This is a genomic window from Streptomyces sp. NPDC127595 (assembly GCF_042671685.1).
Lineage (GTDB): Bacteria > Actinomycetota > Actinomycetes > Streptomycetales > Streptomycetaceae > Streptomyces.
This window is the reverse complement of sequence record NZ_JBHXWK010000025.1, coordinates 18,927-40,697: the sequence shown is the minus strand read 5'-3', so window position 1 is coordinate 40,697 and position 21,771 is coordinate 18,927. Positions and strand designations below refer to the sequence as shown.

Genomic DNA, 21,771 nt, shown 5'->3' with positions numbered 1-21,771 from the left:
GTCCGCGCCACCTGCGCCTCGAACAACTCCGGCAACGTCCCCCCCGACACCACACGACCGGTGTCATTCCACCCGTGCACGACCAGCCGACGCTCCGCGTCCGACAGCACCTCAACATCCCCGACCCGCACCCCCGGATCAGCCGCCATCCACTCCAACACCCGCCCCAGACGAACAGCCAACCCCTCCACCGTCGCCGGATCGAACAGATCCATGGCGTACTGGATGCTCCCCACGATCCCGGCCGGAACCCCGCCCTCGGCACGGTGCTCCGCCAGGGTCAGCGTCAGGTCGAACTGCACAGTGATCGCCTGGTCCGGCACCGGAAGAGGGCTCACCTCCAGGCCCTCCAACTCCACGGGCCGCTCCGCCTGCGGGACGTTCTGGAGGGTGAGCAGCACCTGGAACAGCGGGTGGCGCGACGGTGACCGGTCCGGGTTCAGGTCCTCCACCAGCCGCTCGAACGGCACGTCCTGATGGGCGTACGCGGCCAGGTCGGCGTCGCGGACGCGGGCCAGCAGCTCGGTGAGAGTCGGGTTGCCGCTGAGGTCCGTACGTAGGACGAGGGTGTTGGCGAAGAATCCGGCGAGCCCTTCGAGCGCCGGGTCGTCGCGTCCTGCGATGGGCGCGCCCATCGGGATGTCGGTGCCGGCGCCCATGCGGGACAGCAGGATGGCAAGAGCCGCCTGCGCCACCATGAACATCGTCACGCCGTTCCGCTGCGCCAGGCCGGTCAGGCGCCCGTGAAGCTCCGTACCGATCTCGATGGGCACCATGCCACCCTGGCGGTTCCGCTCCATGAGCCGGGGGCGGTCCACCGGGAGCGCCAGTTCGTCGGGGAGATCGGCCAGCGCCGAACGCCAGTGGTCGAGCTGGGCGGAAAGGCGACTGTCGGGGTCGTCGACGTCGCCCAGGACCTCGCGCTGCCACAACGCGTAGTCCGCGTACTGCACCGGCAGCGGCTCCCACCCCGGCACCTCACCCCGCACCCGCGCGGCATACGCCGTCTCCAGATCCCGCGCCAGAATGCCCATCGACCAGCCGTCCACAGCAATGTGATGCGCAACGATCACCAACACCGACTCCACCGGCGAAAGCACCAACAGCGAAGCCCGCCACGGCAGTTCCACCGCCAAGTCGAAACCCCGGCCGAGTTCGGCGACGACGGCCGCGTCCAGCGCGGCTTCCTCGATCCGGTCGGTCCGGAGCGCGGGATGGCCCGCGGTCCCCCGCAACACCTCCTGGTAGGGGTTTCCGTCCACGGCGGGGAAGCGGGTGCGCAGGCTCTCGTGCCGGTCGGCGATGTCGCCCAGCGCCAGCTCCAGGGCCGCGATGTCCAGTTCGCCCGACAGCCGCACCGTCAGCGGCACGCTGTAGCCCGCGCCGGTTTCCAACCCGTTGAGGAACCACATCCGCTGCTGCGCGTACGACAACGGCACGGTGTCCGGGCGCTGCCGGACGACGAGCGCGGGGCGCTCGCCGACGCCGCGCGCCTGGTCGGCGATTCGGGCCAGGGCGGCGACGGTGGGGTCCGTGAACAGGTCGCGGATGCTGACCTCGGCGTCGAGCACCGACCGGATGCGGGCGATCAGCCGCATCGCGACCAGCGAATCGCCGCCCAGGGTGAAGAAGGAGTCCTCGGCCCCGACTTGTTCCAGGCCGAGGACCTCGGCGAACAGGCCGCACAGCACCTCCTCGGTGGGGGTGGCGGGGGCGCGGCCGGTGGTCCGGCCCGCCAGGTCCGGGGCGGGGAGGGCGGCCCGGTCCAGCTTGCCGTTCCTGGTGAGCGGGATCGCGTCCACGGTCACGAACGCCGACGGCACCATGTACTCCGGCAGGCGCTCGGCCACGAACTCCCGCAGCTCCGCCTCGTCCACATCGCCCACGACATACGCGACCAGCCGCTTCACACCCGGCTGATCCTCCCGGGCGATCACCACCGCCTGCCCGACACTCCCCTGCGCGCTCAGTACGGCCTCGACGTCGCCCGGCTCGATCCGGAAACCCCGGATCTTCACCTGCTCATCAACCCGCCCCGCGAACTCCAGCACCCCATCCGCACGCCAGCGAGCCAAGTCCCCGGTGCGATACATCCGTTCACCGCACTCACTGAACGGGCAGGCCACGAACCGCTCCGCACTCAGCCCCGCACGACCCGCATAACCACGCGCCACACCCTCACCCGCGACATACAACTCACCGGCCACACCCGGCGGCACGAGACGCAGGAACTCATCCAGCACATAGGTACGGGTGTTGTCCATCGGACGACCGATCGGCACCACCGCAGGTATCTCCTCCCCCGCGGTGAACGGCAAGTGCGTCGTGAACGCCGTGTTCTCCGTCGGCCCGTAGGTGGTACGCACCACCAGACCCGGATGGGCCCCGAGCAGGGTCCGGATCGCCGACGCGGACACCACATCACCACCGGTCAGCACCTCCCGCACCCCGGCAAAAATCTCCGGCGACTGCTCCGCCAACACCCGGAACAACCCCGACGGAGCCACCACATGCGTCACACCATGCTCCGCGATCAGAGCACCACGCTCCGCCGCATCCACTTCCCCCGCCGGCGCCACCACCAGCCGACCACCACGCAACAACGGCGCCCAGATCTCGTACGTCGAGGCATCGAACGCGTGGTTCGCCTGCACGAGCACCCGCTCCAGCACATCCGCACGCCACGCCGCATCCAGACAGAACGCCACCACATTGCGATGCGTGACCGCCACACCCTTCGGCACCCCGGACGAACCAGACGTATACATCACATACGCCAACGCACCCGGCGACACCACAACGCCGGGATTGTCATCCACCGGCTCAAACACATCGGCATCAGTGAGCGTCACCACGACCCCCGCCTCAGCCGCGATCGCCTCCCGCCGCGATCGCGGAAGCCCGACATCCAACGGCACATACGCCGCACCCGCCTTAAGCACACCAAGCAGCATGGGCAACAGCTCGACCGACCGCTCCAACCTCACCCCCACCAACGCCTCCGGACCAACCCCCCGCCCGATCAGCCCGCACGCCACACCATTGGCCCGCGCATTCAACTCCGCATACGTCCACGACACACCCCGCCCCACCACCGCCACCGCACCCGGCGACCGCACCACCTGCGCCTCGAACAACTCCACCAACGACCCACCCGGCACCACACGACCGGTGGCATTCCACCCGTGCACGACCAGCCCACGCTCCGCGTCCGACAGCACCTCGATCGCGCCGACCCGCACCCCCGGATCCACCGCCACCTGCTCCAACACCCGCACCAGACGCCCCGCAAGAGCCCGAGCCGTGCCCTCGTCGAACAGATCGACCGCGTACTGGATCTCCCCGCCCATACCCGCCGGAGCGCCGTCGTCGGCGCGCCGCTCGGCGAGGGTCACGGCCAGGTCGAACCGCGCCACGGCCGTGTCGCCCATGGCCTCCGGTGTCACCTGCAGCCCCGCCAGGTCCCAGTCGTCCTCTGCGTCGACGTCGATGGCGTGCTCCACGGCCAGCATCACCTGGAAGAGGGGGTGCCGGGACAGCGAGCGCGCGGGGTTAAGGTCCTCCACCAGCCGCTCGAACGGCACATCCTGGTGCGCGTAGGCGACCAGGTCCGTCTCCCGCACCCGCCCCAGCAACTCCACGAACGACGGATCACCAGTGACATCCGTACGCAGCACCAGCGTGTTGAGGAAGAAGCCGACGACGTCCTCGACCGCGGCGTCGTCGCGACCGACCACGGCGGTGCCCAGGGGGATGTCGGTGCCCGCGCCCACCTTCGACAGCAGCAGCGCCAGTGCGGCCTGGGCCACCATGAACATCGTCACGCCGTTCTCCCGGGCCAGCCCGACGAGGCGGGCATGGGTCTCGGCGTCCGTTCGCAGGGGCACCACGCCGGCCCGGAACGAGGATTCCGTGGGGCGGGGACGGTCGAGGGGCAGCGGCAGTTCCTCCGGTAGGCCGTCGAGGGTGTCGCGCCAGTGCCTCAGTTGTCCGGCGATCACGCTGTCCTCGTCGGAGAGTTCACCCAGCGCCTCGCGCTGCCACAGCGCGTAGTCCGCGTACTGGACCGGCAGCCGCTCCCAGCCGGGCGCGTCGCCCTCCCTTCGGGCGGCGTAGGCCGTGCGCAGGTCGCGGCTGAGCAGGCCGGTGGACCAGCCGTCGACCGCGATGTGATGGGCGACGACCACGAGCACCGCGTCGGCCGGTCCGAGGGTCAACAGCCGGGCCCGCCAGGGCAGTTCGCGGCTCAGGTCGAAGCGGCGGTCGAGCATGGCGGCCACGGTGGCCGCCAGTTCCCGCTCGGTGACGTCGGCGGTCTCCAGCCGGGGCCGGGCCTGCTCCCCGTCGAGGATCCGCTGGTGCGCAACGCCGTCCGAGTCGGGGTATACGGTGCGCAGGGTCTCGTGCCGGTCCGCGACGTCGGCCAGCGCCGCCTCAAGGGCCGCCACGTCCAGATCGCCGGACAGCCGCAGGGCGAGCGGCACGTTGTAGGCGGCTCCGGCACCGGCCTCCTCAAGCTGGTTGAGGAACCACATGCGCTGCTGCGCGTACGACAGCGGCACCCGCTCCGGGCGCTCACGCGCGGTGAGCGACGCCCGGGCGCCGCCCCGCAGCCGGGCGACGCCCGCCACCGTGGGCGAGTCGAACAGGTCGCGGATGCCGACCTCGACGCCCAGGACGGACCGGATACGGGCGATGAGCCGCATGGCGAGCAGCGAGTCCCCGCCGAGGGTGAAGAAGGAGTCGTCGGCGCCGACCCGCGCCAGGCCCAGGATCTCGGCGAACAGCCCGCACAGCAGTTCCTCGGTGGGGGTCGCCGGGGCACGGCTGCCCGTCTGCGCGGCGAAGTCCGGAGCGGGCAGAGCGGCACGATCCAGCTTGCCGTTGACATTCAGGGGAAGCCCGTCCAGCGGGACGAACATCGCGGGGACCATGTACTCCGGCAGCCGCTCGGCCGCGAACTCCCGCAGCGCGGGCTCGTCCACATCGCCCACGACGTAGGCGACCAGGCGCTTGGCGCCCGGCTGTTCCTCCCGGGCCAGGACCACCGCCTGTTCCACGTCCTCGTGGGTCGCGAGCACGGCTTCGATCTCGCCGGGTTCGATCCGGATGCCCCTGATCTTGACCTGGGCGTCAGCACGGCCCGCGAAGAGCACCTCGCCGTCGTGCGTCCAGCGTGCGAGGTCTCCGGTGCGGTACATCCGTTCGCCGGTGAACGGGCACGCCACGAAGCGCTCGGCCGTCAGGGCGGGCCGTCCGACGTAGCAGCGGGCGAGCTGCGTGCCGGCGATGTACAGTCCGCCGGTCACGCCGGGCGGGACCGGGCGCAGGAAGTCGTCCAGAATGTAGAGGCGGGTGTTCCAGACCGGTGATCCGATCGGTACGGGCCCGCCCTGGGCCTGCCCCGGCGGGATCGGACGGGCGGTGACCATGATCGTCGTCTCGGTCGGCCCGTACGTGTTGTGCAGCGGGATGTCCAAAGCCCGGTGGTACTCCTCGACCACGTCCTCCGACAGCCACTCGCCGCCGGAGAGCACCGTGCGCAGGGTCCTGGCCTTGTCGCCGACGTCCTCCTGCTGGAGGAACGCGGCCAGCATCGACGGGATGAAGTGGGCCGCGGTGACGCCGGTCCGCTCGATCAGGTCCGCCAGGTACCGGGGATCGCGGTGGCCGTCCCCGCGGACCAGCACCAGGGCCGCTCCGACGACCAGCGGTACGAAGAACTCCCACACTGACACGTCGAAGCTGAACGGGGCCCGCTGCAGCACGCGGTCGCTCTCCCCGAGACCGTAGTCGCCCTGCGTCCACAGCAGTTGGTTCACCATGGACGCGTGGGAGATCAGCACGCCCTTGGGCCTGCCGGTCGATCCCGAGGTGAAGATGATGTACGCCGGGTGCGCGGTACGCAGTGCGCTTCGGTCCGGGGCGGTCCGCGGCGCCCCGGGGTCGGGCTCCATGCCGGGCCGCAGAATCAGCAGCAGGCCGGCGTCGGCCGCCATGAACTCCACCCGGTCGGCCGGGAGGTCGGGGTCGATCGGCAGGTAAGCCGCTCCCGCCTTCAGGATCCCCAGGAGCATCGCCACCAGCTCGGGCGACCGCTCCGTGACAACCCCCACCGTGCGCTCCGGCCCCGCGCCCAGCGCGATCAGGTGGTGCGCCCACGCGTTCGCCCGGGCGTCGAGGCCCGCGTACGTCCAGGTGACGTCCTCATACACGACCGCGACCCCGTCCGGGGTGCGAGCCGCCTGGTTCTCGAACAGATCGGGCAGCGTACGGTCGGGCACCGGCCGGGCCGTCTCGTTCCACTCCGATATCACCAGCCGGCGTTCCTCGTCCGCCAGCACATCGATGTCGCGCAAGCGCAGGCTGGGGTCGGCCGCGACCTGTTCCAGTACCCGCACCAGTCGTTCGGACAGCGTCAGAACCGACTCGTGGTCGAACAGGTCGGCCGCGTACTCGAACTCACCGACCATCCCGGCCGGGGCTCCGCCCTCGTCACGGTGTTCGATCACGGAGAGCGACAGGTCGAAGTGCGCCTCCAGCGCGTTCTCGGACAGCGGCATGGGACGCACGTCGAGGCCCGGCAGCGACAGGGGCTCGCGGGCCTGTGGAACGTTCTGAAGCTGAAGCATCACCTGGAACAGCGGGTGGCGGGCCAGCGAACGCGCCGGGTTCAGGTCCTCGACCAGTCGCTCGAACGGCATGTCCTGGTGTGCGTACGCCGCGAGGTCGGTCTCACGGACCCGCGCCAGCAGCTCGGTAAAGGTGAGATCGCCGGCCAGGTCCGTCCGCAGGACCAGAGTGTTGAGGAAGAAGCCGACCAGGTCCTCCAGCGCGGCGTCCCCGCGTCCCGCGACCGGAGTACCGATCGGGATGTCTGTCCCGGCACCCACCTTCGACAGCAGAGCGGCCAGCGCCGCCTGGGCCACCATGAACATCGTGACACCGCAGCGCCGCGCGATCTCGGTGAGGCGCGCGTGCACGTGGGCGTCGACGCGCACCGGAGCCAGACCCGCCCGGAACGACGGGTGCGTGGGCCTGGCGCGGTCCACGGGCAGGACCAGTTCCTCAGGCGCTCCGGCGAGAGTCCGGCGCCAGTGCGCGAGCTGGGCCGAGATCAGGCTGTCCTCGTCGTCCAGCGCACCGAGCACCTCGCGCTGCCACATGGCGTAGTCGGCGTACTGGACGGGAAGCGCGGACCAGCCCGGTGCCCGGCCCTGCTTGCGCGCGGAGTACGCGATGCCGAGGTCGCGGGTGATCAGCTCCATCGACCAGCCGTCCACGGCAATGTGGTGCGCCACGATCACCAGGACCGACTCCGTCGGTGACACCGTCAGCAGCCGTACCCGCCACGGCAGTTCGCTGGACAGGTCGAAGCCGCGGCGCACCTCGTCGCCGATGGCTTCGGAGACCTCGGCCTCGCCGGTCTCGGAGACGGTGAGCCGGGGGCGGCCCGCCGCTCCGGTGAGGATCTCCTGGTGGGGCTCGCCGTTCACGTCGGGGTAGCGGGTGCGCAGGCTCTCGTGCCGGTCGGCTACGTCGCCCAGCGCCAGCTCCAGGGCCGCGATGTCCAGGTCACCGGAGAACCGCAGGGTCAGCGGCACGTTGTAGCCGGCGCCCACGCCGGCCTCCTCCAGCCGGTTGAGGAACCACATCCGTCGCTGCGCGAACGAGAGCGGCACGATCTCGGGCCGCTCCTGCGCCAACAGGGCGGCGCGTTTAGGCGTCTGCTCGCCCTCGGCGAGCCGGGCCAGCCCTTGGACCGTGGGTGCGGCGAACAGGTCGCGGATGCTGACCTCGGCGTCGAGCACCGACCGGATGCGGGCGATCAGCCGCATGGCGAGCAGCGAATCGCCGCCGAGGTGGAAGAAGGAGTCTTCCGTCCCGACCCGGTCCACGCCGAGGACCTCGGCGAACAGGCCGCACAGCACCTCCTCGGTGGGGGTGGCGGGGGCGCGGCCGGTCGTCCGGCCCGCCAGGTCCGGGGCGGGGAGGGCGGCCCGGTCCAGCTTGCCGTTCCTGGTCAGCGGGATCGCGTCCACGGTCACGAACGCGGCCGGCACCATGTACTCCGGGAGCCTGTCCACGACGTACCGGCGCAGCGCGGACTCGTCCACATCGCCCACGACATACGCGACCAGGCGCTTGACACCGGGCTGGTCCTCGCGGGCGATCACCGCCGCCTGACGCACGCTCTCCTGCGCGCTCAGTACGGCCTCGACCTCGCCCGGCTCGATCCGGAAACCCCGGATCTTCACCTGCTCATCAACCCGCCCCGCGAACTCCAGCACCCCATCCGCACGCCAGCTAGCCAAGTCCCCAGTGCGATACATCCGTTCACCGCACTCACTGAACGGGCAGGCCACGAACCGCTCCGCACTCAGCCCCGGACGACCCGCATAACCACGCGCCACACCCTCACCCGCGACATACAACTCACCGGCCACACCCGGCGGCACGAGACGCAGCGAGCCGTCCAGCACATAGGTACGGGTGTTGTCCATCGGACGACCGATCGGCACCGCCGCAGGCACCTCATCCCCCGCCGTGAACGGCAAGTGCGTCGTGAACGCCGTGTTCTCCGTCGGCCCGTAGGTGGTACGCACCACCAGACCCGGGTGGGCCGCGAGCAGGGTCCGGATCGCGGTCGCGGACACCACGTCACCGCCCGTGGACACCTCCCGCACCCCGGCAAAAATCTCCGGCGACTGCTCCGCCAGCACCCGGAACAACCCCGCCGTCGCATGCACATTCGTCACACCATGCTCCGCGATCAGAGCACCACGCTCCGCCGCATCCACCTCCCCCGCCGGCGCCACCACCAGCCGACCACCACGCAACAACGGCACCCACAACTCATACGTCGAGGCATCGAACGCATGGTTCGCCTGGAACAGCACACACTCGACCACATCCTCCGCCCAGGCCCCGTCCAGGCAGAACGCCACCACGTTGCGGTGCGTGACCGCCACACCCTTCGGCACCCCGGACGAACCAGACGTATACATCACATACGCCAACGCCTCCGGCGACACCACAACGCCGGGATTGTCATCCACCGGCTCAAACACATCGGCATCGGTGAGGACCACCGACACCCCCGCCTCAGCCGCGATCGCCTCCCGCCGCGATCGCGGAAGCCCGACATCCAACGGCACATACGCCGCACCCGCCTTGAGCACACCAAGCAACGTGGGCACCAGGTCCGCCGACCGCTCCAACCTCACCCCCACCAACGCCTCCGGACCAACCCCCCGCCCGATCAGCCCGCACGCCACACCATTGGCCCGCGCATTCAACTCCGCATACGTCCACGACACACCCCGCCCCACCACCGCCACCGCACCCGGCGACCGCACCACCTGCGCCTCGAACAACTCCACCAACGACCCACCCGGCACCACACGAGCAGTGTCGTTCCACCCGTGCAGGACCAGCCCACGCTCCGCGTCCGACAGCACCTCGATCGCGCCGACCCGCACCCCCGGATCCACCGCCACCTGCTCCAACACCCGCACCAGACGGGCCACCAAGCCCCGCGCCGACGCCTCGTCGAACAAGTCCGGGCGGTAGTCGAGCCGGAGGGACATGTCGGCGTCCGGCAGAACGGCCAGGATCAGCGGGTAGTGCGCGGCATCCGCGCTCTCGACGCCGACGACGTCCAGACCGCCGGGGCTGGGCGGTCCGGCGGCGTCGCGCAGGAAGTTCTCGAAGACCAGGAGCGTGTCGAACGTCGCCCCCGGCCCGGCGGCGCGCTGGACTTCGGCCAGTCCGAGATGCTGGTGGTCCATGAGCCCGGTCTGCCGGGCCTGCGTGTCGGCGAGGGTGTCGAGGAAGGAGCGCGCCGGGTCCAGCGTGACGCGGACGGGGAGGGTGTTGATGAAGAGACCCAGCATGCGCTCCACACCCGGAATGCCCGCGGGGCGCCCGGAGACGGTGGCGCCGAAGACCACATCGCGCCGGCCGGTCAGCAGGCCGACCAGCCAGCCCCACGCGCCCTGCACCACGGTGTTCACGGTGAGTCCGTGCACCCGGGCGACCTCACGTAGCGCCTCGGCCTGTTCCTGGCCGAGAGGTTCGACCACGTGCTGGGGCGGTACGGGTTCCGTGCCCCGGTCCACGGGCGCCACCAGGCTCGGCTCCGTGACCCCGGCCAGGGCGTCGGCCCATGCCGCTCGCGCGGTGTCCCGGTCCTGCCGCTCCAGCCACGCCAGATAGTCGCGGTAAGGCGTCACCGGCGGCAGCCCGCCGGCGTCGCCGCCCGCCGCGTACACCTCCGACAACTCCTGGAACAGGATCGGCAGTGACCACCCGTCCAGCACCAGGTGATGCATCGTGATCACCAGCTGGAATCGCGGTCCGCCCATCCGGATGAGCACCAGGCGCAGCAGCGGCGGGACCGCCACGTCGAACCCGCGGTCCCGTTCGGCCTCGGCCAGCCGTTCGGCCTCGGCCGCGGGGTCGGGGTGGTCGGACAGATCGACCTCGCTCCACGGCAGGATCACGCCCGCCAGAATGGCCTGGACGAGCCGGCTCGCCCCCGCGGGCTGCCGGAAGCTCGCCCGCAGGCTCGCGTGCCGGTCCAAGAGGGCCTGCCAGGAGGCGCGCAGCACCTCTGTGTCGAGCGGTGCCGCGAGTTCGAGGACACGTTGTTCCACATACACGTCCCGGGCCCGCTCATCGAATTTGGCGTGGAAGAGCAGCCCTTCCTGCAACGGTGCCAGCGGCCAGATGTCTTCAATGCGCACCCCGGTCATAGCGTCCCCCTCGCCTCAACTCTCAGACCCGCCTGTAACTCTCAGACCCGCCTGCAACGGACGGTATATCTACGCGCGGTATTTCATCGAGCCTGTCCAAATGACCAGGGGTCCGACTGGTCCGATTCCCCGATGAATTGCCCTGCGATCTCGTCGATCTGGCCTTGCTCCAGTGAGACGAGTGCGAAGTCGGACGGCGTGTGGCCGGGGCCGGCCGCATCGGTGACGTGCGCGGCGATTCCGGTGAGCATGGCCGCCCAGCCGTCGGCCAGCTCGGCCAGCTCGGGCTCGGTGAACAGCCCGGAAGGGCAGGTCAGGGTGAGGTCCAGCGCTGATCCGGCCACTTGGTCGCGGACCAGGGCGCCCGCGTCCAGCTCGTGCGCGGCGGCCATGTCGGCCTCCGTGGCGCCGCCCAGCGCCGCCTCGCCGAGAGGCTGCCAGAGAGTTACGGAATCAGCCTTTCCGGCTTCGGCGGGGGTCGCGTCAATGGCCGTTCGACCCAAGTAGTTGAAGCCAATGCGGGCCGTCGGCAATGCGGCCAGCACCGGGGCGGTGGCCGCATTCAGATAACGCAGGAGCCCAAATCCGAGACCGTCACCCGGAACTGCCCTTAATTGTTCCCTGACACGCTTTATGAGCAGACCTACCGCCGCCTTCCCCGAGCGTACGCCAAAGAGATCTGCGGCGCCGGTGTCCAACCGTGCAGGATGCGAACCGGTGAACCAGCCCACGGTCCCGGTGACGTCCATGTCCGCGGTCAGCGGTTCCCGGCCGTGGTCCTCGATGTCGACCAGCAGCCCGCCACCCGTGCCCGCGCCGCGCCGGCGCCGCCACTCCGCCACGGCCGCGACCAGACCGGCCAGCAGCACCTCGTCGGTCCCCGTCTGGAAGTCCGCGGGTATCCGGTCCAGCAGCGCCGCGGTGGCCGACTCGGACAGCGTGCGCGCGGCGCGGCGGGTTCCGGCGGCGACGGTGTCCCGGCGCGGATCCAGCGGACGGCTGCCCAGCACCGGGTCCGGACCGGCGAGCAGCCGCTGCCACTCGGGCAGTTCGTCCACCCTGCGCCGGCTGACAGCCTGCGCTGCCAACTGCCGTGCCCAGCGGCGGAAGGAGGCACCCGTCCGCGCCAACTCCGTGTCAGGGGCCTCGTACGCGGCGGCCAGGTCCCGGAGCAGAATCCGCCAGGAGACGCCGTCCGTGACGAGGTGATGTGCCACCAGCAGCAGCCGTCCCGGGGCATCAGGTCCTGCGTCGAACCAGACGGCCCGCAGCATCGAACCCGCCGCCGCGTCGATCTCCGCCACGGCGTCCCAGGACCGTGCGTCCACCAACTGGTCGAACTCTTCCGCGTCCAGCCCGGCAGCGTCGGTCCGCGGGACGGAGATCCGTTCGGTCGCGGACGGCACCTCCAGCGTCCACGCACCGTCGTCGGGGGTGACGAGAGTGGCGCTGAGTATGTCGTGCCGGTCCATGAGGGTGCGCAGCGCCTGTTCCAGCCGCTCCGGGGTGAGATCCGCCGGGGTGCTCACCACCGTCGACTGGCAGAAGGTCCCGGTCAGCGCCGCCGCGCCCGACCGCTCCTTCACCTCAAGCATCCCCGGGGTCAGCGGAACCGTCCCTGCCGCCACGTCCTCGGGCTGCTCCGCCGCCTCGCCTGCCAGCGCGGTCTGCGCCACCCGTGCCAGGCCCGCCGGGGTGCGCTGTTCGAACACCTGCCGCGCCGTGATCACGACACCCGCGCCACGGGCCTTGGACACGACCAGGATCGACATGATCGAGTCGCCGCCGAGGGTGAAGAAGGAGTCGTCGGCGCCGACTTGTTCCAGGCCGAGGACCTCGGCGAACAGGCCGCAGAGGATCTCCTCGACAGGGGTGGCGGGGGCGCGGCCGGTGGTCCGGCCCGCCAGGTCCGGGGCGGGGAGGGCAGCCCGGTCCAGCTTGCCGTTCCTGGTCAGCGGGATCGCGTCCACGGTCACGAACGCGGCCGGGACCATGTAGTCCGGCAGTCGCTCGGCCGCCCACTCCCGCAGCGCGGGCTCGTCCACATCGCCGACAAGGTAGGCGACCAGGCGCTTGACACCGGGCTGGTCCTCCCGGGCGATCACCGCCGCCTGACGCACGCTCTCCTGCGCGCTCAGTACGGCCTCGACCTCGCCCGGCTCGATCCGGAAGCCCCGGATCTTCACCTGCTCATCAACCCGCCCCGCGAACTCCAGCACACCGTCCCCACGCCAGCGGGCCAAGTCCCCGGTGCGATACATCCGTTCACCGCACTCACTGAACGGGCAGGCCACGAACCGCTCCGCACTCAGTCCCGGACGACCCGCATAACCACGCGCCACACCCTCACCCGCCAGATACAACTCACCGGCCACACCCGGCGCCACCGGACGCAGGAACTCATCCAGCACATAGGTACGGGTGTTGTCCATCGGACGACCGATCGGCACCGCCGCAGGCACCTCATCCCCCGCCGTGAACGGGACCTGCGTGACGAACGCCGTGTTCTCCGTCGGCCCGTACGTGGTACGCACCACCAGACCCGGATGGGCCGCGAGCAGGGTCCGGATCGCCGACGCGGACACCACATCACCGCCCGTGGACACCTCCCGCACCCCGGCAAAAATCTCCGGCGACTGCTCCGCCAACACCCGGAACAACCCCGCCGTCGCATGCACATTCGTCACACCATGCTCCGCGACCAGAGCACCACGCTCCGCCGCATCCACCTCCCCCGCCGGCGCCACCACCAGCCGACCACCACGCAACAACGGCACCCAGATCTCATACGTCGAGGCATCGAACGCGTGGTTCGCCTGCACGAGCACCCGCTCCAGCACATCCGCACGCCACGCCGCATCCAGACAGAACGCCACCACATTGCGATGCGTGACCGCCACACCCTTCGGCACCCCGGACGAACCAGACGTATACATCACATACGCCAACGCACCCGGCGACACCACAACGCCGGGATTGTCATCCACCGGCTCAAACACATCGGCATCAGTGAGCGTCACCACGACCCCCGCCTCAGCCGCGATCGCCTCCCGCCGCCCCTCCGGAAGCCCGACATCCAACGGCACATACGCCGCACCCGCCTTGAGCACACCGAGCAACGTGGGCACCAGGTCCGCCGACCGCTCCAACCGCACGCCGACCAGCGCCTCCGGACCAACCCCCCGCCCGATCAGCCCGCACGCCACACCATTGGCCCGCGCATTCAACTCCGCATACGTCCACGACCGGCCCCGCCCCACCACCGCCACCGCACCCGGCGACCGCACCACCTGCGCCTCGAACAACTCCACGAGCGTGCCGCCGGGCACCACACGAGCAGTGTCGTTCCACCCGTGCAGGACCAGCCCACGCTCCGCGTCCGACAGCACCTCGATCGCGCCGACCCGCACCCCCGGATCCACCGCCACCTGCTCCAACACCCGGGTAAAACGATCCGCCAGCCCCCTGACAGTCGCCTCGTCGAACAGATCGGCCGCGTACTGGATCACACCGGCAATACCGGCAGCCGCTCCGTCCTTATGCCGGTGCTCCAGGTGAACCGACAGATCAAACTTGGCGACCGACGTCCCACCCCCGGCCATCGGGGTCACGTCGACGCCGGGCAGTGTCCACGGCTCCTCCTGCCCCTCCGCGTCGTCGACCGCGAGCATCACCTGGAAGAGGGGGTGCCGGGACAGCGAGCGGGCCGGGTTCAGGTCCTCCACCAGCCGCTCGAACGGCACATCCTGGTGCGCATAGGCGGCCAGGTCCGTCTCCCGCACACGCCCCAGCAACTCCACGAACGACGGATCACCACTCACGTCCGTACGCAGCACCAGCGTGTTGACGAAGAACCCGACCATCCTCTCGACCTCGGCGTCATTGCGACCCGCCACCGCCGTGCCGAGCGGAATGTCCGTGCCCGCGCCCACCTTCGACAACAGCACCGCCAACGCCGCCTGCACCACCATGAACATCGTCACACCGTGCCGCCGCGCCACCTCCGACAGACGCGCGTGCACCTCGGCGCCCACCTCGACCGACACCGCGCTGCCCCGGAAGGACGACGTCGACGGCCGGGGGCGGTCGGCCGGCAGGGGCAGTTCCCCGGGGATGCCCGCCAACGTCGCACGCCAGTAGCCGAGTTGCTCGCTGATCACACTGTCGGCGTCCTGGAGGTCGCCCAGCGCTTCGCGCTGCCACAGCGCGTAGTCCGCGTACTGGACCGGCAGCGGCTCCCACTCGGGGGCCGTACCGGCGCACCGCGCCGCGTACGCCTCCCCGAGATCGCGGGCGAGTACGCCCATGGACACGCCGTCGACCGCGATGTGGTGCGCGACGATCACCAGCACCGACTCCACCGGCGACACCGTCAACAGCCGTACCCGCCACGGCAGTTCCACCGTGAGGTCGAACCCGCGCCCGGTCTCATCCGCGACGAGCTGTGCCACGGCCGTTTTCGCGGCCGACTCGGTGTGCAGCGGCGGACGGTCCTCGGTGATCTCCTGGCGCGGTGCCCCGTCGGACTCGGGGAAGACGGTTCGCAGGCTCTCGTGTCGTTCGGCGAGGTCGCCCAGCGCCGTCTCAAGGGCCCCCACGTCCAGATCGCCGGACAGCCGGAGTACGGATGACACGTTGTAGGCGGCGGATTGCTCCGGCTCCTCAAGCTGGTTGAGGAGCCACATCCGCTGCTGTGCGTACGACAGCGGAAGCACGTCCTGGCGCGCGCGGGCCACCAGGGCGGCCCGCGTGGTGCCGTGCCCCTCCTCGGCCAGGTGGGCCAAGGCCTCGACCGTGGGTGCGGTGAAGAGTTCGCGGATGCCGACCTCGGTGTCCAGCGCCGCGCGGACCCGGGCCAGCAGCCGCATGGCCAGCAGCGAGTCGCCGCCGAGGTCGAAGAACGAGTCGCCGGCCCCGACGCGTGCCAGCCCCAGGACGTCGCCGAAGACCCCGCACAGGACCTCCTCGGTCGGCGTGCGCGGCGCCCGGCCGCGGGCGAGGCCCGCGAAGTCCGGGGCCGGGAGGGCGGCTCGGTCCAGCTTGCCGTTCACGGTGACCGGGAGGGCGTCCAGCTGGACGACGGCCGCCGGGACCATGTGCTCCGGCAGCCGCGCCGCCGCGAACGCCCGCAGGTCCGCGCCGTCCACCGGACCCGCACCGGAGCGGGGGACCACGTACGCCACGAGTCGCCGCGTCCCGGATTCCTCGCGGGCGATGACCGCGACCTGGCCCACCTGGTCGTGGGCCGCCAGCGCGGCCTCGACCTCGCCGGGCTCGACGCGGAATCCGCGCAGCTGTATCTGGTGGTCGGCGCGGCCGAGGTGCTCCAGCGTCCCGTCGGCCCGGTACCGGGCCAGGTCGCCCGAGCGGTACATGCGGCCGCCGGTGAACGGGCAGGCCACGAAGCGCTCGGCGGTCAGTCCCGGCCGGTCCAGGTAGCCCCGCGCCAGGCCGCGGCCGGCCACGTACAGCTCGCCGGTCACGCTGGGCGGTACGGGTCGCAGCCAGTCGTCCAGTACGTGGACGCCGAGGTCGGGGATGGGGCCGCCGATGACGCTGCCCGGCCGGGAGGCGCACAGCTCGGCATCCAGGGGCTGGTGGGTGACGTGTACGGTCGTCTCGGTGATCCCGTACATGTTCACCAGTTCGGGCTCGGGGTGGCGGAGGTACCAGTCGCTCAGCCCTCCCGGTTCGAGAGGCTCGCCACCGAAGACCACATACCGCAGTGCCAGGTCGTCGCGGGGGTGTTCGGCGTCGGCCGCCATGAGCTGTGCGAAGGCCGAGGGGGTCTGGTTGAGGACCGTGACGCGTTCGGCGGCGAGCAACTCCAGGAAGCGGTCCGGCGTACGGGAGGTCCGATGGGGCACGACGACGAGGCGGCCGCCGTGCAGCAGCGCGCCCCAGATCTCCCACACCGAGAAGTCGAACGCGTAGGAGTGGAACAGGGTCCATGTGTCGTCGGGCCCGAACTCGAACCACTGCCGGGTCTCGGTCAGCAGCCGGACCACGTTGGCGTGCGGGATCGTCACGCCCTTCGGGCGGCCGGTCGACCCCGAGGTGTAGATCACGTAGGCAGGATGGCCGGGGCGCAGCGGCGCGCGGCGGTCCGCGTCGGTCGGGGCAGTGGCGGGCCGGGCGGCCAGGGCGGCGGCGGTCGCCGGGGTGTCCCAGACCAGGGTCGCGATGCCCGTCGGCTCCGCCGGTGTGGTCGTCGTGGTGCACACGACCAGGGACGGCCGCGCGTCGGCCAGTGTGTACGCGATCCGCTCCGCCGGATAGCCCGGGTCGACGGGAACATAGGCGGCACCCGCCTTGACGATCCCGAGCAGCGCCGTGACCAGGTCGGGGGACCGCTCCATGACGACTGCGACGCGGCTCTCCGGGCCGATGCCCCGGCCGATCAGCTCGTGGGCGAGCTGGTTCGCGCGGGCGTCCAGTCCGGCGTAGGTGAGGGCGGTGCCGTCACAGGTCACCGCGGTCGCCGACGGGTTGCGCGCCACCCACTGCTCGAACAGCTCCGGCAGGGAGGTCTCTGGGACGGCCTGTCCGGCGGGCCGGCGCGTGACCTGGAGCCGTTCCGCGTCGTCCAGGATGTCGATCCGGCCGACCGTCACGGCCGGGTCCGCCGCGACCTGCTCCAGAACGCGGACCAGCCGCGCCGCCAGCGCGTGGACGGTCGGCTCGTCGAACAGGTCGGCCGCGTACTGGATGTCGCCGACGAGGCCGGCGGGGGCACCGTCGGCATCCCGGCGCTCCCCGAGCGTGACCGACAGGTCGAAGCGGGCTGCCGTGCCCTCGTCCGGCGGCACGGCGGTGACCCGCACCCCGGGAAGCCGCCAGGGCTCCTCGCCGCGCGGGATGTTCTGGAAGTTCAGCACCACCTGTACCAGCGGGTGCCGGGCCAGGGACCGCGGCGGGTTCAGCTCGTCCACGAGGAGTTCGAACGGCAGGTCCTGGTGGGCGTACGCGGCCAGGTCGGCGTCCCGGACGCGGGCCAGCAGTTCGGTGAAGGACGGATCGCCGCTCACATCGGTGCGCAGCACCAGCGTGTTGAGGAAGCAGCCGACCAGGTCTTCCGTCGCCGGGTCGCCGCGCCCCGCCACCACCGTCCCGACCGGGACGTCGCTGCCCGCGCCCATCCGCGCCAGCAGCAGCGCCAGCGCCGCCTGCGCGACCATGAACACGGTGCCGCCGCCCCGCTGCGCCACCGCCGCCAGCCGGGCGTGGGTCCTGGCGTCCACTTCGACCGGCACCGAGCCGCCCCGGAACGACGCCACGGCCGGCCGCGGGCGGTCGGTCGGCAGCGGTAGCTCGTCGGGGAGTCCGGTCAGGGTCTGCCGCCAGTGGCTGAGCTGGCCGGACAGCAGGCTGCCGGGGTCGTCGAGGCCGCCGAGGACCTCGCGTTCCCACAGGGCGTAGTCGGCGTACTGGACGGGCAGCGGCGGCCAGCTCGGCGCGCTGCCGCGGATGCGCGCCGCGTAGGCCGTCCTCAGGTCGCTGAGCAGTAGCCCCATGGACCAGCCGTCGACGGCGATGTGGTGCGCGACGATCACCAGCACCGACTCCGTCGGCGACACCGTCAGCAGCCGTACCCGCCACGGCAGTTCCCGGGACAGGTCGAAGCCGCGGCCCAGCTCCTCGCCGAGGGCCGGGCGCAGCGCCTCCTCGCGGATCTCGTCGGTACGCAGCCGCGGGCGTCCCTTCGCACCGCCCAGCACCTCCTGGAGCGGCACCCCCTCGTCGTGCGGGTAGCGGGTACGCAGGCTCTCGTGCCGGTCGGCGACGTCGCCCAGCGCGGCGTCGAGAGCCAGGACGTCGAGTTCGCCGGACAGCCGCAGGGCGAGCGGCACGTTGTAGCCGGCGCCTGCCCCGGCGGCCTCCAGCCGGTTGAGGAACCACATCCGCTGCTGGGCGTACGACAGCGGCAGGTTCTGCGGACGTTCGACGGGGAGCAAGGCGGCGCGGCTGCCGGTCTGCCCGGCCCGCACCAGCCTGCCCAGCTCCGCCACGGTCCGTGCGGTGAACAGCTCGCGGATGCTGACCTCGGCGTCGAGCACCGACCGGATGCGGGCGATCAGCCGCATGGCGAGCAGCGAATCGCCGCCGAGGTGGAAGAAGGAGTCTTCCGTCCCGACCCGGTCCACGCCGAGGACCTCGGCGAACAGGCCGCACAGCACCTCCTCGGTGGGGGTGGCGGCGGCGCGGCCGGTCGTCCGGCCCGCCAGGTCCGGGGCGGGGAGGGCAGCCCGGTCCAACTTCCCGTTCCTGGTCAGCGGGATCGCGTCCACGGTCACGAACGCCGACGGCACCATGTACTCCGGCAGGCGGTCGGCCGCCCACTCCCGCAGCGCGGACTCGTCCACATCGCCGACGAGGTAGGCGACCAGGCGCTTGACACCGGGCTGGTCCTCCCGGGCGATCACCGCCGCCTGACGCACGCACTCCTGCGCGCTCAGTACGGCCTCGACCTCGCCCGGCTCGATCCGGAAACCCCGGATCTTCACCTGCTCATCAACCCGCCCCGCGAACTCCAGCACCCCATCCGCACGCCAGCTAGCCAGATCCCCGGTGCGATACATCCGTTCACCGCACTCACTGAACGGGCAGGCCACGAACCGCTCCGCACTCAGCCCCGGACGACCCGCATAACCACGCGCCACACCCTCACCCGCGACATACAACTCACCGGCCACACCCGGCGGCACGAGACGCAGCGAGCCGTCCAGCACATAGGTACGGGTGTTGTCCATCGGACGACCGATCGGCACCGCCGCAGGCACCTCATCCCCCGCCGTGAACGGGACCTGCGTGACGAACGCAGTCGTCTCCGTCGGCCCGTACGTGGTACGCACCACCAGACCCGGATGGGCCCCGAGCAGGGTCCGGATCGCCGACGCGGACACCACATCACCGCCCGTGGACACCTCCCGCACCCCGGCAAAAATCTCCGGCGACTGCTCCGCCAACACCCGGAACAACCCCGCCGTCGCATGCACATTCGTCACACCATGCTCCGCGACCAGAGCACCACGCTCCGCCGCATCCACCTCCCCCGCCGGCGCCACCACCAACCGACCACCACGCAACAACGGCACCCACAACTCATACGTCGAGGCGTCAAAGGCATGGTTCGCCTGGAACAGCACACACTCGACCACATCCTCCGTCCAGGCCTCATCCAGGCAGAACGCCACCACATTGCGGTGCGTGACCGCCACACCCTTCGGCACCCCGGACGAACCAGACGTGTACATCACATACGCCAACGCACCCGGCGACACCCTGACACCCGGGTTGTCACCCACCGGCTCAAACACATCGGCATCAGTGAGGACCACCGACACCCCCGCCTCCGCCACCACCGACGCCAACCGCTCCTGCGGAAGCCCGACTTCCAACGGCACATACGCCGCACCCGCCTTGAGCACACCAAGCAGCATGGGCAACAGCTCGGCCGACCGCTCCAACCTCACCCCCACCAACGCCTCCGGACCAACCCCCCGCCCGATCAGCCCGCACGCCACACCATTGGCCCGCGCATTCAACTCCGCATACGTCCACGACACACCCCGCCCCACCACCGCCACCGCACCCGGCGACCGCACCACCTGCGCCTCGAACAACTCCACCAACGACCCACCCGGCACCACACGAGCAGTGGCATTCCACCCGTGCAGGACCAGCCGACGCTCCGCCTCGCTCAGGAGGTCCACCGCGCCCGTTCGCTTCCGTGGATCGGCGGCGAACTGGTCCAGGACGCTCACCAGGCGGTCCAGCAGCCCCTGCGCCGACCCCTCGTCGAACAGCCCAGGCCGATAGTCCAGCCGCAGCTCCATGTCGTCCCCCGGCGAGACGACCAGGGTGAGCGGATAGTGCGACGCGTCGTCGCCGCCCACTTGGGTGATGTTCAGACCGCCCGGGACGTGTTGCTCCGACGGGTCGCCGGGGAAGTTCTCGTAGACGATCAGCGTGTCGAAGGTGGCGCCCGGTCCGGCGGCGCGCTGGACCTCCGCCAGGCCGAGGTGCTGGTGGGCGAGGAGTCCGGACTGCCGGGACTGCACCTCGGCGAGGGTGTCGGTGAGCGAGCGCGCGGGATCCAGCGTCACCCTGACCGGTAGGGTGTTGATGAACAGCCCGAGCATGCGCTCGACGCCGGGCAGCTCCGCCGGGCGTCCGGCCACGGTGGCGCCGAACACCACGTCGGTGCGGCCGGTGAGGGTGCCGAGCAGCTGTCCCCATGCGCCCTGCACGACGGTGTTGAGGGTCAGCCCGAGAGTGCGCGCGGTGTCGCGGAGCCGACCTGCCGGCGCCTGGCCGGTGCGGGTGCTGACGTGGTGGGGGAGAACGGGTGCCGGGGTGCCCTGGTCGGCGGCGACGAGCAGCGTCGGCTCCGTGACCCCGGTCAGCGCGTCCGCCCACGCGGCGCGTGCCGCGTCCCGGTCCTGGCGGTTCAGCCACGCCAGGTAGTCGCGGTACGAGGCGACCGGTGGCAGGCCGGACGGGTCGCCACCCGCCGCGTACACCTGCGACAGCTCCTGGAACAGGACGGGCAGGGACCAGCCGTCCAGCACGATGTGGTGCATCGTGACCAGCAGCCGGTACCTGGAGCCGTCCAGACGGATCAGCAGCAGCCGCAGCAGGGGTGGGACCGCGAGGTCGAAGCCCCGGGCGCGTTCCTCGGTGGCCAGCCGGCCGGCCTCGGCCTCCGCCTCCGGCAGCGGGCGGTCCGACAGGTCCGCCTCCCGCCACGGCAGGGCTGGAGCGCGGACGATCATCTGGACGGGGGCGCCTGCGCGGCGCCGTGGGAAGGCTGCGCGCAGGTTGGCGTGGCGGCGCAGCAGCGCCTCCCAGGAGGCGCGCAGCACCGCCGGGTCCAGGGGGCCGTCCAGGTGGACGGCGTGCTGGCCCACGTAGACGTCACGGGCGCGCTCGTCGTACTGGGCGTGGAAGAGCAGGCCCTCCTGGAGCGGCGACAGGGGCCAGACCTCGGCGAGCGCTGAATTGTTCACCGGTG

At 71.1% G+C, this 21,771-nt stretch carries 2 protein-coding genes; both read right to left on the bottom strand.

Features of this window, described 5'->3' with window-relative positions:
* Positions 1–10,757, bottom strand: a 10,757-nt coding sequence (locus ACFVKT_RS39955; protein WP_385741873.1) for an amino acid adenylation domain-containing protein, incomplete at its 3' end; no start/stop codon positions are given.
* An 83-nt stretch (positions 10,758–10,840) separates the two neighbouring features.
* Positions 10,841–21,766 carry an amino acid adenylation domain-containing protein gene (locus ACFVKT_RS39950; protein ID WP_385741870.1) on the bottom strand — a complete coding sequence of 3,642 codons (10,926 nt, stop codon included), beginning with the start codon at positions 21,764–21,766 and terminating at the stop codon, positions 10,841–10,843.
* Positions 21,767–21,771: the final 5 nt, after the last annotated feature.